This window comes from Acinetobacter sp. 778_lipA, from assembly GCF_058242985.1.
This window is the reverse complement of the sequence record NZ_JBZAYT010000001.1, coordinates 1628345-1644696: the sequence shown is the minus strand read 5'-3', so window position 1 is coordinate 1644696 and position 16352 is coordinate 1628345. Positions and strand designations below refer to the sequence as shown.

The following is a 16352-nucleotide window of genomic DNA, read 5'->3' as shown; positions in this document are numbered from 1 at the left end:
TAAATATTGAAATATCATGTATTCGGTTGAAATCAATCTATACGATTATTTTTTAACAACTTTTAAGCAATGATGACAAACTTCCAACTCACCATCTTTACAATAATGTGTTTCAATTACGCGATGAAAGCCAAAAATACATTTTATGAATTGAATCAAAATCAACTCCTCCATAGGGTAAAAGCTCACCTCAAGATGAGCTTTCCCAGCCAGCAATTTTATTATGGAAGCCATATTCCAGTTGGAACATTTCCCAATAAGTGTACGAGTAATGTTAAAGCTACAAACATGAAAAAGAAAAATGCAATGCTTATTGATTTGTGTATCATGATTTCACCTCCACTTTATTGTTGTTTCTTTTTTATACAATAAATCATTTAAAATATCAAATAATTTAAATAACTTATAATTTATTTTTTACCATTTGTTAAAATTAACCTTTCGATTGCAAAAAGATTGCAAAGCTAAAACTAGCCTAATCAACTCAAATTTAAGATACAACTGGGGTATAAGGTCTACCTATTTCAGTGAATTTATTCGAAACTGCAATTCTCGTATGCACTTCATTGACCTGACTTAAAAAGTACTTTGCTGATAATTTATCTCCTAATAACCTAATTCAGTGCATCTTGGTTTCAACCAAACTTCGAAGATGATAGCCTGACCAATTTTCCCACATTGTCCTCCCCAAATACTTAATCGTTCTTAGTTGTTGTTTTCTCTTTAATGTATGAGCTTTTGTATCTTTCCAAGGCTTTGCATTTTTTCTCGACAGAACGATAGAACGTGTATGTCTATCTGAAATCACCTATCAACAGTATTTTTTGTCATAAGCTCCATCCGCATAGTTGGAATCTATATGTTTATTTTTGGAATTTAATCAAGTAAATCCCTGAATACTTTTGAATCTCCCACGATATTTGTAGTGAGCTGAACAGCACGTATTTACAATGTTTTAGTATCAATACCAATGTGGAGTTTACACCATTGTCGACAATATTCAGGCTAAGGTTTTTTACGCTTCCATTCTCCTTCAACTAAAAATTTCATACCTGTAGAGTCAACTCATAGGTGAAGTCCATCTCTGCTTTGTTCTAAGCTAATTGCAATATCAGTATACTTTTGTCTTCCAAAAAGGGTTGAATAATTTGGTGCAGTCCAGTCTAATCTGCAAAGACGAACGAGACTTTGAACAAATCCTGTGGTTATTCGTAAAGTTAAACGAAAGAGAGATTTAATTATTAAACAGTACTGAATCGCTTTATCTGAGTAGGTTTGATTTCGTCCTTGTTTGTGTATTGATTGTGCATAGCGCTGAGTAATTGGAATCAAACCAAATAGTGATATTGCCACAATTAATTTAAATCTTCGCAGTATACTGCTCATGTAAGGAGACCAATTCGTTATACGATATATTTTGGATGCAGACTTATTCATCTAAGAGTTATATTGCTGAATGAGCCTTTAGAGATAGCTTTGTGCAACTAAGCCAAAATTAACTACCAAATAATAAAAATAAGAGAATTCATAGATTATCCTAAATTATAGATATCTGACTTTAAACCAAATATTCCAAGGCAAAGCTGACTGATATAAAAAAGGCACATTTGCGCCTTTTTTATATCTAAAGTATATTTAAACAATAATATTTAGTTTTTTAGTAAATAAGTTTTAATAATTTCATTCTCATCTAATATCATCAACTCATCAGCTACCCAAAAAATATAAAACTCGTTTTTAAACTTAATCTTTCTTTTCGAATAGTTTGTTACTGAGTCTGACTGGTTAGCTTTTACTTTAAAAGACTTTTTATTATCATGTCCTAGCAGCTTACTTCCGTGCCAAGGTCCACCTATACAAATATTCATAATGTTTGAATTAAAAAATGTGGTCTTGAATGTACATTTAAATCCTGGAATAAACAATCTATACCTTGGTATAAATTTTAATCAAAAACTTACTCTCATAATTCGTCCCTATGGTGCATTATTTAATACTTTATCAGCTAAAGCTAAAAAACCAGCTCAACAATTTACGATAGCAATTCCTAATATTGACTCCCTCCAAAAATAACGTGATAAAAATCACATTAAACACACAATATTTTTGAAATAAATAGAACAATTCATCTTATTTCATATTTTTAAGTAGAAGTCAGAAACCGATTGTTTATTGTCTAACATAAAATTAATCAACCCACCTAAAAAAGGTGGGTTGATTAAAGACTTAGATAGCAAGTCAAAGTGAAAAGCACAACCTTCTTCACTGATTAAATTTTACACAATTCATATTAACATTCAAATAAAATATTTTACCTTTTGGTAAATCTTCATATATGTATCGTCAACTTTATGTAACAGCCTCATTATTTAAACTAGAAAAATCAAAGATTTTGTGCCAAAAAAGCTAAATCATCAATCTTTATAGATTCACAACCCTCACATTTTCTATTCTAAATTTATCTCATATTACGCATATAAAAACTAAATAAAATACTGATATATATACTATTTTATTTAAAATAATAGAACTTGATTTTTTTTGGTTATTTTAAACACTATTAAAAAAAAGCGATTTTGAAATATTCAATACTCACTGATGACCATAATGCTCATTGGCATTTATTTTAAAGATAACACAAATAAATATTCATAAAGAGAGGGTCATGTGGGTATGTAAATCATACAAAATGATAGAAAAATAGAATAGGTTCACTACAATAATAATAGGAAATCTTGCATGTAGCCAGTCAGACACTAAACAATGAACTTAAATTCAAATTTCCCTTTATAATCAATTTCATCCAAATAATCTTTAATGTCATGCGCTATATTTTTAAAAGTATTTAAAACATCACTTGGTGGATCAATCATAACTTCAATTTTATAATTTTCATCTTCTCTATTTATAGTATGTGTATATGCACCATCACAACTCATTCTTAATTCTAGATCATGCTCAATCTTTTTAGTTAAGTTATTTGTTATCAACACAATTTTTGAAAATCTATGCATATTCCTTCTTTCCATAATCAGATAAAGAATCTCGCAATTCCAACCAAAAATCCTTTTTAATTAAAAGTTTGATCAGTCAGAGAAGCTATGGCGCTTGAGCTACGATTCACTATATCGTATTTTATAGATATAATAATTCAGGTTTAGTAAAACAATCAACTGTTAAAATTTAAAAGATTCTACTATTATGAGATTTCTTTCTCAAAAAATTAAATTTTTTAGAACTTTTATAGATAAATTATTATCATTAATAATAGCACATTTAAATAAAAAATTTAATAATATCAAAAATATACATAGGATAATTTTATCAAAAATCATTGTAACATTTCAAATCATGTTCTTAAACTTCAATTCCCAATAAGACTCTATCGATCTGAGCTTGATTAATAAGATTGTGGCTTAGTAGGTTTCTTAAACAAGTTAAATGGATTAGATTGAATCAGTCGCACTGTCGCAAAGGGTCTAGCTTTATTGGTAATAAAGAAGCTCAAGCAACACTTGATGCTGAAAAATCCAGTACAGATAATACTAAATAACAAACAATCCAAATGCTTCAAAAAACGGCTTTAGCTGGAGTGAATGCAATTGTTGGAATGGCGAATGTTGTAGCTGGTGATGTTAATGCGAGAACTCAGTCGAATAACGAATATTCGGATAAAGCAGCGATTAAAGAAGGGGCTAAAGGTAAAAAGCAAATAGATTTTTTAAAAACTTATTGGGGCATGGTAGTTAGAATCGAAAAACATTTGATGTTAAACCAGAGTATATATTAGCTCAATTTTCAGGTGAAACTGGGTGGGGAGAACATATAAATCCAGGGGCAAAATTTAATCTGGGAAATATTATGGCAGGTTCTTCTTGGAAAGGAAAAACGGTGAGAGCATGGGATAAAATAGAAAAGTCCTACGACCCTTACAGAGTTTATGACAGCCCTGAACAATTTGCAGATGACTATATAAAAACAATAGCAAAAGCAGGACGATATAAAACAGCTAAAGGTGCAAAAACTCCTGAAATGTTTTTTCAGTTCTTAAAAATTCAGTTTATGCTTCCTATAAAACTATGTATCTAAAAATTTAACCATGGTCAAAGATGTTAGTCAGCACCTTAGTCTTAACAATGTATCTCAATCAGATAACCCATCAAAGCCTAAAACCCAGATTAACAAGGAGATACTTTCTAAATTTGCTCAAAATGCAGAAATTCCAGACAATATTAAACCTGTCTTTCCTAATTTCTATAATACTCAGTCATCTAATCGTATTGTGAATATCAATCAGAAAACAGATATTCACGTTAGCGGTATTTCTGATCCGATGTTGGCAACTCGAAATGTTCGTAATGAACAAGACGCGATTAATCTGCAAATCACTAGAAATTCTAAGGGAGTGAAGGTTTAGTTAATTAATACTCACTGGTGTATCTGATCTTTTGAACTCTTTGCCATATTCAGAGTATTCATTATCTTGAATTGAATAACATGTTTTTACATTATCATAATCATCTCGATAAGCAAAAATACTTCCTTGAGTGCATAAGAGTGAATTATTAACTGAGTATTGGATTACGGGAGGTTTTCCTGTTAAATCTCCTTTTTTATCTTTAAAACCTAGAATTCCATCTCTTAAAGGTAAAGCTAAGCCATTTTTTGTATCTAAAGCAATAAATCTAAATATTTGAGGTGATGAGCTTAGGTTGAGAAGAATGTACTTTTGGTTAAAATTAGGTTTTTGTGTTTTTAGAGCATTTTTGTATTTAGCCACGTTTACTTTTGAGCAAAAGTCGAAATCATCATAATCAAATTGGCATTCGGTTGTAGCTTTGTATGGAGCATTAGCCCAAGCCCCACCACTAATTAAAAGAGTTAAAAGGAATAGTTTTTTCATTTGTTTGCTTCTCTAAAATTGTGTTTACTTGATTAATTGATAGGACTAAGGCGACCAAATAATTTAAAATCTTTAGCTTTAACCCAACCTGAAGTATCATTGCCGTTTTTATCTATATACATTACATAAAGCCAAGTTTGATTTTCGTTCTTAAATTCCTGATAAGCTATAACTGAATCATTCTGAATAATAAATACACCTTTCAACTTACATTCGCTTGATGGTGCTGAATGAAAATATGATCTAAATCCCTTTGTACCTTGAACTGTATAGGAATACTTTGTTCCGTAATGCATGCCATTATCATCTGCTATCTTCGATAGGTAATCACATGTCTTAGCCCAAGCCCCGCCGCTTAATAAAAGGGTAAGAATTATTAGTTTTTTCATTTATTTTCATCTCTAAAAGTGTGCTTACTTGATTAATTAATAGGACTGATACGATCAGATATTTTTAAGTCATTTTCTTTAATCCATCCTGAAGTATAAACTCTATCTTTAGAGCCATACATCACATAGATCCAATTGTGGTTATCATTAGTAAACTTTTGATAACCAACCACTGAATCATTAGGAATTAAGTAAGTCTTAGCATATTTACATTTATTCGCCGGTGCAGAATGAAAGTATGCTCTATGTCCCTTTGGTCCTTTAACAACAAAGCTGTATTCAGTTCCATAATGTATGCCTTTTTTATCAGCTATTCTGTTCAAATCTTCACAACTTGCCCATGCCCCAACACTAAACATACAACAAGCAATTAAAATTAGTTTTTTCATTTATGGATCCCTTTTTTATTCACTCTATGATAGATTTTTTACTGAAAAGAACAAGATGCAGTTAATTTATAGATGACTAGAAACTCGGGGGAATATTTTTCATGAAACATATTATCTTTTTTAGCTTAATAAGCCTTATAAGCTGTTCAGTAATTGCTAAAGATTGCCTTGAATTGGTATCCTCTACAAATATTAGAGATATGCTATTCTAAGAAATTAAACTCGGCAGCAAAGAAACTGCTTTTAATATATCAGAGTAAATAAAAACTCTTGAACCTGACTATAAGCAGCAACTAATAAAAGCTCAAAGGCTTTGGGTGCAATTTAAAGAAGCAGACTGTATCATGAGTTAAGTTATTCAACCATCATACACATACACACGATGATACAAGGATCGATCTGCTGTATGTGTTTATGTTAGTTTATATAAAGCAATAAAAAATCCCTAAATCATTATAATTTAGGGATTTTTTAAATCATACAAAGCTATTTGAGTTTATATGACTTTAATATCTTGGTAGGTATATCCAGACTCGAACTGGAGACCTCTACGATGTCAACGTAGCGCTCTAACCAACTGAGCTATACACCTGAAGTGCTGAGAATATTATTCATTTTTTAATAAGATGACAAGCCTTATTTCTTCACTTTTAATGCATTCGCACACTCTTTAAGCAATTTCTTGATATTTTTAATATCCTGTTGATTTTCATTACCTAAATAGACAATTTTTTGAAAAATCTGATTCACTTGCTCAAACAGATGTTTTTGTTCAGCCCGCAAGGTTAAACGCTGCATCCATTGTTGAAACGTTTCTGCTTCTGCTTTTTGATCAACCACAGATAATTGATGATTAAATTGAGCAATGATTCGCTCAAGTCCTGACATTTGACGAATGCGCCAAAATTGCGTCACACCCCAATAGATCAACAGTAATCCGAGAATTCCAAAAATTAAAACCAAACCATAACTATAGGCCGATGTTAAGCCAAGTTTCTTCATCCAGCCGCTTTGCTTCTCTGCATCGTAACCGACAACCTTACTCTGCCATTGAAAACCAGCATAGTCACTCCAAACACGCAATGTTCTAAGCAGCGATGAATGCTGAAAACGCAAATTTGAATAACCCGCATCACCAAAAATCGAACGATCATCATTCATCACATTTTGCATACCACGATCAATACGTGTTGGTGCAATGATAGCTGTTGGATCAATGCGTTGCCATTGCCCATGTTGATAAACCTCAGCCCAAGCATGTGCATCTAACTGGCGTACTTCCCAACTCTGACCATCAGGAGACAACTCCCCCCCTTGGTAGCCTGTGACCACACGCGCTGGAATCCCAACATAACGCATCAGCAAGACAAAGCTTGAGGCATAATGTTCACAAAACCCCTGCCGTGATTGAAACAAGAACTCATCAACACGGTGATTCCCTAACTTTCCAGGGGCAAGTGTATAAACAAAATTTTCTTTCTTGTACCAGTTCAATACATTCTGAATATAAGCTTCAGGATTAGACTGACTCTGCTGATACAGATTTAAAGCAAACTTCTGAGCTTGTAGATCACTCTTTTTAGGATAACTGAGGTTATTTTTCAGCATCATCTGTTCAAAATGTGAATCCTGACTATCTCTAACCTGACCTCCCAACCACTGTAATTCAATTAGCTGGGTTCGCTGTACCAGTCGTTTAGGTGTAATCGACCAATCTTGGTGTAACTCAAAATGTTGTTCTATTGGAATGGACTTTTCCAAACCGGTAATCCATTGCTGACTTGGATCACTGGCAAGATACTGATAATGAAATCCATCAATCTGCCCTGTTATCTTGGAATAGGCTTTTACCTGTTTATTGGGAAATTCACTTGTCCATGTTGTGCCATCATAGCGATCAAGCACCATCGCACGCCAATATAGTTCATTACGGTTTGGTAATTGCTTCATATTGCCAATAATTCGGAATGCTAATGAACTAGACTGTGAAAGCTCAGCGATATCACCAGGTGACATACGATCACTCAATCCCGTTACCGCTTTATTATTGGGAATGGGGATTTGCCAAAGTGGTGGCAACCGCGGGAAAAACATAAACAGTAAAACAAAGAATGGCAAAGCTAATGCAATAAATTTAACAATATGTATTGAATCAGTTTTAAATGACTGAAAAATCGGTTGATCTATTTCAAAATTAACGATTTGTACACGATATAGCCCAACCAAGCTACTGATTAAACAGCACAAAACTAACAGTGCCATCCAAAAGGCTTGGCTGTGTAAAAACAAACTGGCACTGACGAATAAAGCGAAGTTAAACAGAATAATGAAGTCTCGTTTTGATTTGGTTTCAAGCGCTTTAGCAAATAAAAAAGTGGAAAGAACGGCTGTCCCTGCTTCTACGCCTAAAAATGTGCGTGAATCAAAATAAATGATGAGCAAAGCTAAAAGTGCAAAAACTAATTTTGGGATTTGTGTAAATAATCGAGGCAGATTATAGACTTGATGTTTATTAGTTTTGTCATAATACAGCGCCAAAGTCATTATATTAATGAGGAATAAAATAGACAATGCAATAGGCATATAAGCCAGTTGTGCCAACCAAATTAAACTCAGCACAACTAAAATTGAAATTTGTATCGATTTATTCATTGTTCATCCTCACGCTTGCGCCAATAAGGTTTTGATATGAATATAGTGCTGTTCTCCAATCCCATTTTCAGTTTGTGCATGCGGTAAAATAATGCTGTACGGCGTTTCAGTCTGATGACATCGATCGACCAACTCCATCATAAAACTCAGCTTCTCTTCATGGTCTGCACTTGGCATTTTGCTATATTCAATTTGCATCGCATGGGTATCGACCAAATCATCGAATTGTTTGACAAATAATCCTTGTCCACGCGCAGCCTGTTTCCAAGAAATGCTTTGCAATGAATCACCTGATTTAAAAGTCCTTAACTCTTTAAATTCATCTAAATCAGGTTCGCCCGTATTAGAATAATTCTGTGATTGATGCGTTAAAGGCTTCGCTTCAGGAGCAATCCAATAACTTTCAGTTAAATAAATATAGGTCCATGCCCGCACCAAACCGAGTGGATATGTGGAGTAAATTTGAATTGGGGGGACTGAAAATTCGCCACGTTGTTGTGGGATAAAATTCAATTCAAAACTTTGTTGTTTTTCTTCAAATAGAAAAGATTGTAATTGTTCATCAAATTTAAAGTTTAAAAATTTAGGCGTAGCACGGTCCTGTTGTAGGTTTACTTTCACTTTAAAAACTTCATTAACCTTACCCACCTCATCGACAATTACGTCTAATGTAATCGCATGTAATTGTTTAAAACTGAGATAGAAACTAATACATAAAATCGCACTCATTAAAAAACAAAAGCCAAGAATTAAATTATTGGCATAATTAATACCAGCAATAAAAGTAATCAGAATGAGGACTAGATATAAAAAACCCTGCTGGTATATAAAAACCAACACTTGGTTTTGTTTCAGTGTACGAGTTCCTGTATAGCGAAACCGAAGATGCAGCCATTTAACAAATCGTTGACCTAACATAAGCGTTTCCAATTAGCCCTTTACAGGAACTTTTTGCATAAGCGCTCGTGTCTCAGACTCACCTAATCCTATACGATGAGACACCACAGCAACAAATACGGCTTGTACATCATCTGCAATTACAAATTGTCTTTTTTCAATCAAAGCATAGGCTTGTGCTGATTTTTTTAACGCCAATAATCCACGTGGAGATAAGCCATGACGACCTTTACGTGTTTCTTCTGCTAAATCAAGCATATATTCAAAAACCACATCGCTCAATGTAATTTGATTTACCATACATTGTAATTGCAAAATTTCCTGATGTTGAAAAATTACTTGCAACTTTTCAATCAAATCATGTCGTGAGTTTTGTTGTAGTAATAGTTTTTCTGCTGCGCGTGATGGATACCCCAAAGACAGTCGCATTAAGAAACGATCAAGTTGTGACTCTGGTAAACTATAGGTTCCACTTTGAAAAAGTGGGTTCTGCGTTGCAATCACCCAAAATGGATGAGGTAAAGAGTAACGTGTACCATCTATAGTGACATTGCCCTCTTCCATTGCTTCAAGCAAAGCACTTTGGGTTTTAGGGCTACAGCGGTTAATTTCATCTGCAAGCAGAATTTGGGTAAAGATTGGACCGTGTTTAAACTCAAATCGATGCTCTTTTTGATTAAACATATTGATCCCAATCACATCACTTGCCAGCATATCATTGGTAAACTGAATTCGTTGAAAATCGAGACCTGCTAGACGTGACAAACTGCTGGCTAAGGTGGTTTTTCCAAGTCCGGGTAGATCTTCAAAAAGTAAATGTCCACCAGCTAATAGACTACATAACGCCAGTTTAGTCTGATGACTTTTATCTAAAATAATTTGGTTAATTTGACTTAAAAAGTCATCAATTTTGGGGTAAAACTGAACGAGGTCTAAATTTGTTACAGGACTATGTTGTTCTGATGCCTTTACTTGTGTTGTTCCCCAAATCACCTTATATTTCCCCAATAAAATTATTGTAACTTCTTTAACATACACGGTTTTAAGGAATACTCAATCTTGACTGCTATAATTCCTTATTTTCATTTGCTGAATATTAGATATACTTCAAAATTTATAGCCCCCATCAACTAAAATTTTAACTTTGCAGCATGTTTTAACTTTATTTTTAAATCATCTGCACCAATTGAAAATTCACTTCCTGAAATTTCAGCCTGTTTAATCAATTCGATTAAGGTTTTATTGATAGGCGCTTGTTTACCTAACTGCTGGGCGAGCTGAACGACTTCGCCATTAATCCAGTCCACTTCTGTGGTTCGCCCTGCCATCAGATCATCTTGCATAGATGATCGCGCCAAGGGATCAATTGCCAACATTTTACGGCTTAATATTTTAAAAATGAAATCGGGCAAACTGATTATTTTAGGCAATAGATGTGCCGAAATTGCTGTGAGTTTGGCTGGCTTAATTTGTGCTAAATCTAAGAGATATAACGTTTCTTGTTGCGCCATAGCAAGGCATTGTCGATATTGATGATTAGACAATTGTTGTTTTAACGGTAACTTTGATAAAGCATTGATTGAATTATTTAAATTCAGCAAAATTTTTGCCCATTGCACTGCAAGCATATCCTGATCAAAAACAATTTCTAATTCAGCTTGTTTAAAAAGCTTGGCTAAATCCTGTTGCTGTGCATACGCTTTCACATGCAACGCACCAGATGTCCCTTGATGAAAATGCCCAACTGCTTGAACTGCAACATTAAAAGGCACCATACCTTCTAAAATCGAATGATGTTTTAAAATCCGCTTTAAAATCGGAACATTACTCAACCCGTTTTGAAAACTCACAATATAGGGTCTGTGTGCGCCCAAGTTGTCATAAAGTTCCTTGGCAACTTGCTCAGTCGCAGCCGACTTTACACATACAAAAATAATATCAGCATCTGTGACTATTTTAGGATCAACACTGAGCTGTAAATCATTTGCCGCGATTTTTATCGTTTTACCAGTGTAATCTGTCAGTTTTAAACCAGACGTGCTTAATTCTTCATATACACGAGAACGTGTAATAAAGCTCACATCAGCACCTACCGTTGCTAATCGACCGCCAATATAACATCCAATACTACCAGCACCATAAATATAGATTTTCATAGCAGTCTCCTTTTCATTTATATGTATTACATGATTTTAGCGGAGTTAGAATTTGCCAACTGTCAGTTATACGACAAGTCTAATCATGAAGTGTGCTGTTATTGCGTTAAACCGATAAATCACTTCGCTCATCTTCAATAAAAAACGGCACCCAAGTGCCGTTTCTATTTAAGCTTTAAATCAACTTATACATTCCATCAACATGGGCATTTCTTCATTGTTCCACCAGCTGTTGGATAGCGGGCATCTACACAATAGCGATGAAAAGTCTTTTCATCCATTGCATCCATATCGGGATGATGCTTTTTCATATGTTCCAGATAATTTTGATAATCTGGAACACCCACCATCAAACGGAAACTTTGTTGTAAGCGTGTCCATAATGTTGCAATTCTAGACCAATTTTTAGGATTAAAAATTAGTTCCTTTTGCGACATGATGGTCATCTTGATGATTTTATAAATCACCGTTTTACCACCTTGAGCAAATTTAAGCTTCATCACTCACCTCTCACTCTATCTGCAATATCAACTTAGTGTGATTTAGAAACAGACACTTCTTCAGGATCTGCATATACCGCTGGAGCTTCATTTACTGTTGGTGTAGGACTCGCCAATGCACGACGAATTGCGCCAATAGCGGCAAACAGCATCACAATCGCAACAATCATAAAGAATGCACATAGTGCAGCATTGATTTGATTGGACAATACAATGGTTTGCATTTCTTCAAGTGTTTTGGCTGGTTTTAAAATTTCACCATTGGCAATTGCTGTTGAGAATTTATCCGCCTGAGCCAAGAATCCAATCTTAGGATTAGTATGGAAGATTTTTTGCCAACCCGCAGTCATACAGGTAATGAATAAGAAAATTGTTGGGATAATGGTAACCCATACATATTTCTCTTTCTTCATTTTAAATAAAATCACTGTACCTAAGATCAAAGCCATTGCCGCAAGCATTTGGTTACCAATACCAAACAAAGGCCATAAGCTGTTAATACCACCAAGTGGGTCGACTACACCTTGATAAACAAAGAAGCCCCATCCCGCAACAGCAACCGCTGTACCGATCATATTCCCCACGAAGTTGTGTGAGTTTTTAAGTGCTGGAACAACGATACCCACCGTATCCTGTACCATAAAACGACATGCGCGAGTTCCAGCATCGACTGCAGTTAAGATAAACAGCGCTTCAAATAAGATCGCAAAATGATACCAGAACGCCATCATTGAACGATTATTGAAAATATCCGTGATGATATGAGCCATACCAATTGCAAATGTTGGTGCACCACCAGTACGCGAAAGAATCGTACTTTCACCGACTTCTTTTGCCAGCAAGCTCAATGTTTCAGGTGTAACCACAAAACCAAGTGTACGTACTGCTTCTGCCGCGCTTTCTACTGTAGTACCCAATACTGCCGCTGGCGCATTAATCGCAAAATAAACACCCGGTTCAAGCACTGTTGCACAAATCATTGCCATGATTGCAACAAATGATTCCATTAACATACCGCCATAACCAATGACACGAATATTGACTTCGTTATCAATCAGTTTAGGTGTAGTTCCAGACGAAACTAAGGCATGGAAACCAGAAATCGCACCGCAAGCAATGGTAATAAATAAGAATGGGAACATGGATCCAGCAAAGACAGGACCTGTACCATCGATAAAATGCGTAACAGCCGGCATTTTTAACATTGGCATTGCAACCATAATACCCACTGCTAAACCTGCAATTACACCAATTTTTAAGAAAGTTGATAAATAATCACGCGGTGCTAATAACAGCCAAACAGGTAATACTGAAGCGACGAATCCATAAATGATCAAAGCCCAAGTGAGTTGTGTTCCTGTTAATGTGAAGAATGGTCCCCAATAAGGATCAGCGGCAACATTTCCACCATAAACAATTGCAGCCATCATCAGAACAAAACCAATGATAGATACTTCAGCAATCTTACCTGGGCGGATATAACGCATGTAAATGCCCATAAATAAGGCAATTGGTATCGTCGCTGCAATACTAAACACACCCCATGGGCTATGTGCAAGTGCTTTTACCACTACCAATGCCAATACTGCAAGGATGATAATCATCACGCCTAATGCACCAAGCATGACCACAACACCAGCAAATGAACCAAGCTCTTGCTTTGCCATTTCCCCAAGTGAGCGGCCATCTCGACGTGTAGAGATAAATAAAACCAAAAAATCCTGAACCGCACCTGCAAGAACAACCCCGACTAAAAGCCAAATTGTTCCGGGTAAATAACCCATTTGGGCAGCAAGAATAGGTCCAACCAATGGCCCCGCTCCTGCAATAGCAGCAAAGTGGTGGCCAAAAAGTACATATTTATTGGTCGGAACATAATCCAAGCCATCTGCTAAACGATGTGCTGGAGTTAATCGCCGAGAATTTAGTTCAAAAACTTTATTGGCAATAAATAAACTATAAAAACGATATGCAATGCTATAGACACATACCGCTGCAAGTACTAGCCAAACCGCATTGACATGCTCACCCTTGCTCACCGCAAGTATTCCAAAAGATACTGCACCAATTATGGCGACAATCACCCAGATCAATTTTGATAAGGGTGATGATTTTGTTTGAATATTTTCCATTAAAACCTCACATCTTGATTACAAAAAGCAGTTCCATTGTTTTTATAAAGCGTAATGCATTTCCGTGACTCATTCCTTGGTGACTCTACTCCTCATTTTTTTGTTTTCATCTAAGACTTTGGCATTAAAACTGATCTGAATATGTACTATTAGCATGACATCACAATGACTTAAATCGTGACTTTGTTATTTTTATCATTCATATAATAATTCGACTATCTGACTCTACTATTAATTATGGGCTATCATTCTACGACTTTAGTCGAAAATTTAGCCGTTATTCTCTATTTTATAAAAGCTTTTACCCTTAGAAAGGCTTATACAAACTCTAATCTAAATACAATAAAAAAGGGATGATTTTCATCATCCCTCAGCTTCTTCATTTTTCAAAAAATGCTTAAGCACGCTCTAAGTAATCACCAGTACGAGTGTCTACACGAACGCTTTCTTCTTGCTGTACAAATAATGGAACACGTACAACTGCACCTGTTTCAAGTTTAGCTGGTTTACCACCACCACCTGAAGTATCACCACGTACACCAGGATCAGTTTCAACGATTTTCAATACAACGAAATTTGGCGCACTTACGTTTAATGGAATACCATTAAATAGCATAATTGTGCATTTTTCGTTTGAATCGTCTTTCAACCATTTCGCAGCATCACCCATTGCAACTTTATCAGCAGCAATTTGTTCAAAAGATACGGGATCCATGAAGTTCCACAATTCGCCATCGTTGTAGAGATAATCCATTTCTACTTCTACAATATCAGCTGCTTCTAGAGATTCACCTGATTTAAAAGTTTTTTCTAATACTTTGCCAGATCTTAGGTTACGTAGTTTTACACGGTTAAACGCTTGACCTTTACCTGGTTTTACATATTCGTTTTCCATGATTGAACATGGGTTACCATCAAGCATAACCTTTAGGCCAGCTTTGAAATCATTTGTAGAATAATAGGCCATGAAAGGCACACTCCGAACTTACTAATTTAAATCTCTACTGCGATGCTATCAGCAAATCACCCGATTTGTGATAGTGATCATTCCAAACAGCAAAGAATGTATTTTACATTTTTCGTATTCTAAATGAGCAATACATCGTGAAGCAATGAAAAATTACCCATGTTCGGTCAGATTGAGGGTAAAATCTTCGATTCATTGGTGATTCACTGCTGTTCAATACAAATCAACTGTACTGAAAGCATTTTTCCATTGAAATATTTCAAATTGGACCTGACAAATTCAATCTGAACAAGCAATACAATCCGCTTTCCCTATCTCCAACTATTTATCGCACGTGGCATGTTAAATTACTTATATCAAGAGCAAAATTGGCAATCTCAACTCAGTGATTTAATTACTGACCCAATAGAGCTGTTAGAAACACTTGAACTTTCTAAAGCCCAGTTACTGTCTGGCGCTATCCTCGCGTCTGGACAATTTAAACTACGTATACCGCGCGCATTTGTAAAAAAGATGGAGGTTGGAAACCCCCTAGATCCGCTTTTACTACAAGTTTTACCACATCATCTTGAAATGGAAGAACATGAAGGCTTTGTCATAGATCCTCTTGATGAAGAACAAGCCAATCAGATTCCTGGATTATTACACAAATATAAGTCACGTTTTTTACTTACCCTTACCGGTGCTTGTGCCGTACATTGCAGATATTGCTTTCGTCGTCATTTTCCTTATCAAGACAATTTACCTAAAAATGAAGATTGGTTGAACATTAAAGGCTATTTAGAAGATCATCCGGAAATTAATGAAGTGATTTTGAGTGGTGGCGATCCGTTGACGCTATCTAATCGAAAATTAGCCATCTGGATAGAACGTCTAGAATCTCTCAGTCAGATTAAAATCTTGCGAATTCATTCACGAGTTCCAATTGTAATTCCAGAAAGAATCGATGAAGAGCTAGTTTCTTTATTGAAAAACAGTAGGCTACGTGTAATTCTAGTGGTACACTCAAATCATCCAGCAGAATTAGATAATTTGACCTGTTCAAAGTTATCTCATTTAGCAAAACAAAATATTCTTGTGTTGAATCAAGCAGTCTTACTTAAAGGTGTGAATGATTCTGCACAAACTCTTGTTAATTTGAGTCAACGACTTTTTGAAGCACAAGTTTTACCCTACTATCTTCATGTTTTAGATAAGGTAAAAGGTGCACATCATTTCGATTTAGGGGCGGAAAAAATTGATCAGATCTATAAGGATGTATTGGCCAGTTTACCGGGTTATCTAGTTCCTAAACTGGTTCGAGAAGTCGCGGGAGAGAATAATAAAACACCGCTTTTTGGAGTCACAACCTTTTAAGAGTTGAAATA

The 16352-nt window shown here is 35.1% G+C and carries 16 protein-coding genes, 1 tRNA gene and 1 pseudogene; 5 read left to right on the top strand and 13 right to left on the bottom strand.

The genetic code is table 11. The features are described 5' to 3' along the window. Nucleotides 1–490: 490 nt before the first annotated feature. Both AC4CUY_RS07645 and AC4CUY_RS07640 read right to left on the bottom strand, forming a co-directional pair. A pseudogene (locus tag AC4CUY_RS07645) lies at nucleotides 491–1437 on the bottom strand (IS5 family transposase). Between the two features lie 1319 nt (nucleotides 1438–2756). Further along, the gene (locus AC4CUY_RS07640; RefSeq protein WP_336953168.1) at nucleotides 2757–3014 is read right to left on the bottom strand and encodes a hypothetical protein; all 258 of its coding nucleotides are present in this window, start codon (nucleotides 3012–3014) and stop codon (nucleotides 2757–2759) included. Nucleotides 3015–3565: 551 nt separating this feature from the next. On the opposite strand from AC4CUY_RS07640, the gene AC4CUY_RS07635 reads away from it, so the two are divergent. The 3 genes from AC4CUY_RS07635 to AC4CUY_RS07625 are packed head-to-tail and all read left to right on the top strand — an operon-like array spanning nucleotide 3566 to nucleotide 4417. After that, entirely contained in the window at nucleotides 3566–3790 is a 225-nt protein-coding gene (locus AC4CUY_RS07635) for a hypothetical protein (protein WP_483770010.1), read from the top strand. Beyond that, entirely contained in the window at nucleotides 3784–4089 is a 306-nt protein-coding gene (locus AC4CUY_RS07630; RefSeq protein WP_419820721.1) for a glucosaminidase domain-containing protein, read from the top strand. Before AC4CUY_RS07635 ends, AC4CUY_RS07630 begins: the two co-directional genes overlap by 7 nt. Nucleotides 4090–4099: 10 nt before the next feature. Further along, nucleotides 4100–4417, top strand: coding sequence for a hypothetical protein (locus AC4CUY_RS07625; protein ID WP_483770011.1), 318 nt, complete (start codon nucleotides 4100–4102; stop codon nucleotides 4415–4417). Here the strand turns inward: AC4CUY_RS07625 and AC4CUY_RS07620 are convergent, their stop codons facing one another. Genes AC4CUY_RS07620 through AC4CUY_RS07610 form a run of 3 tightly spaced genes read right to left on the bottom strand, consistent with a single transcriptional unit; the run spans nucleotide 4418 to nucleotide 5681 of the window. Next, complete coding sequence (locus AC4CUY_RS07620) at nucleotides 4418–4903, bottom strand: hypothetical protein (RefSeq protein ID WP_483770012.1); 486 nt, start codon at nucleotides 4901–4903, stop codon at nucleotides 4418–4420. A gap of 32 nt (nucleotides 4904–4935) precedes the next feature. After that, nucleotides 4936–5292 (bottom strand): hypothetical protein, encoded by a 357-nt coding sequence (locus tag AC4CUY_RS07615; protein WP_336953174.1) that lies wholly within the window; start codon nucleotides 5290–5292, stop codon nucleotides 4936–4938. Between the two features lie 32 nt (nucleotides 5293–5324). Further along, nucleotides 5325–5681, bottom strand: coding sequence for a hypothetical protein (locus AC4CUY_RS07610; protein WP_336953176.1), 357 nt, complete (start codon nucleotides 5679–5681; stop codon nucleotides 5325–5327). Between the two features lie 260 nt (nucleotides 5682–5941). Between AC4CUY_RS07610 and AC4CUY_RS07605 the strand changes: the two genes are divergently transcribed. Beyond that, complete coding sequence (locus tag AC4CUY_RS07605; protein WP_419327541.1) at nucleotides 5942–6034, top strand: lysozyme inhibitor LprI family protein; 93 nt, start codon at nucleotides 5942–5944, stop codon at nucleotides 6032–6034. A 162-nt stretch (nucleotides 6035–6196) separates the two neighbouring features. Here the strand turns inward: AC4CUY_RS07605 and AC4CUY_RS07600 are convergent. The 8 genes from AC4CUY_RS07600 to efp form a co-directional block, all read right to left on the bottom strand. Continuing rightward, nucleotides 6197–6273 (bottom strand) — tRNA-Val (locus tag AC4CUY_RS07600). A gap of 44 nt (nucleotides 6274–6317) precedes the next feature. After that, complete coding sequence (locus tag AC4CUY_RS07595) at nucleotides 6318–8333, bottom strand: transglutaminase TgpA family protein (protein WP_490773904.1); 2016 nt, start codon at nucleotides 8331–8333, stop codon at nucleotides 6318–6320. A gap of 9 nt (nucleotides 8334–8342) precedes the next feature. Then, nucleotides 8343–9251: a DUF58 domain-containing protein gene (locus AC4CUY_RS07590; protein WP_483770014.1), complete on the bottom strand. Its 909-nt coding sequence runs from the start codon at nucleotides 9249–9251 to the stop codon at nucleotides 8343–8345. A 12-nt stretch (nucleotides 9252–9263) separates the two neighbouring features. After that, nucleotides 9264–10223, bottom strand: coding sequence for an AAA family ATPase (locus AC4CUY_RS07585; RefSeq protein WP_336953182.1), 960 nt, complete (start codon nucleotides 10221–10223; stop codon nucleotides 9264–9266). A gap of 137 nt (nucleotides 10224–10360) precedes the next feature. Then, on the bottom strand, nucleotides 10361–11386 hold the full coding sequence (locus AC4CUY_RS07580; RefSeq protein WP_419328296.1) for a 2-dehydropantoate 2-reductase: 1026 nt from the start codon (nucleotides 11384–11386) through the stop codon (nucleotides 10361–10363). 197 nt (nucleotides 11387–11583) lie between these two features. Beyond that, nucleotides 11584–11886 (bottom strand): YbdD/YjiX family protein, encoded by a 303-nt coding sequence (locus AC4CUY_RS07575; RefSeq protein ID WP_004721243.1) that lies wholly within the window; start codon nucleotides 11884–11886, stop codon nucleotides 11584–11586. 32 nt (nucleotides 11887–11918) lie between these two features. Beyond that, entirely contained in the window at nucleotides 11919–14018 is a 2100-nt protein-coding gene (locus AC4CUY_RS07570; RefSeq protein ID WP_336953186.1) for a carbon starvation CstA family protein, read from the bottom strand. Nucleotides 14019–14415: 397 nt separating this feature from the next. Continuing rightward, nucleotides 14416–14985, bottom strand: coding sequence for an elongation factor P (gene efp / locus AC4CUY_RS07565; RefSeq protein WP_004721246.1), 570 nt, complete (start codon nucleotides 14983–14985; stop codon nucleotides 14416–14418). A gap of 339 nt (nucleotides 14986–15324) precedes the next feature. On the opposite strand from efp, the gene epmB reads away from it, so the two are divergent. Next, nucleotides 15325–16341: an EF-P beta-lysylation protein EpmB gene (gene epmB / locus AC4CUY_RS07560; protein WP_336953188.1), complete on the top strand. Its 1017-nt coding sequence runs from the start codon at nucleotides 15325–15327 to the stop codon at nucleotides 16339–16341. The last annotated feature ends 11 nt before the right edge of the window (nucleotides 16342–16352 follow it).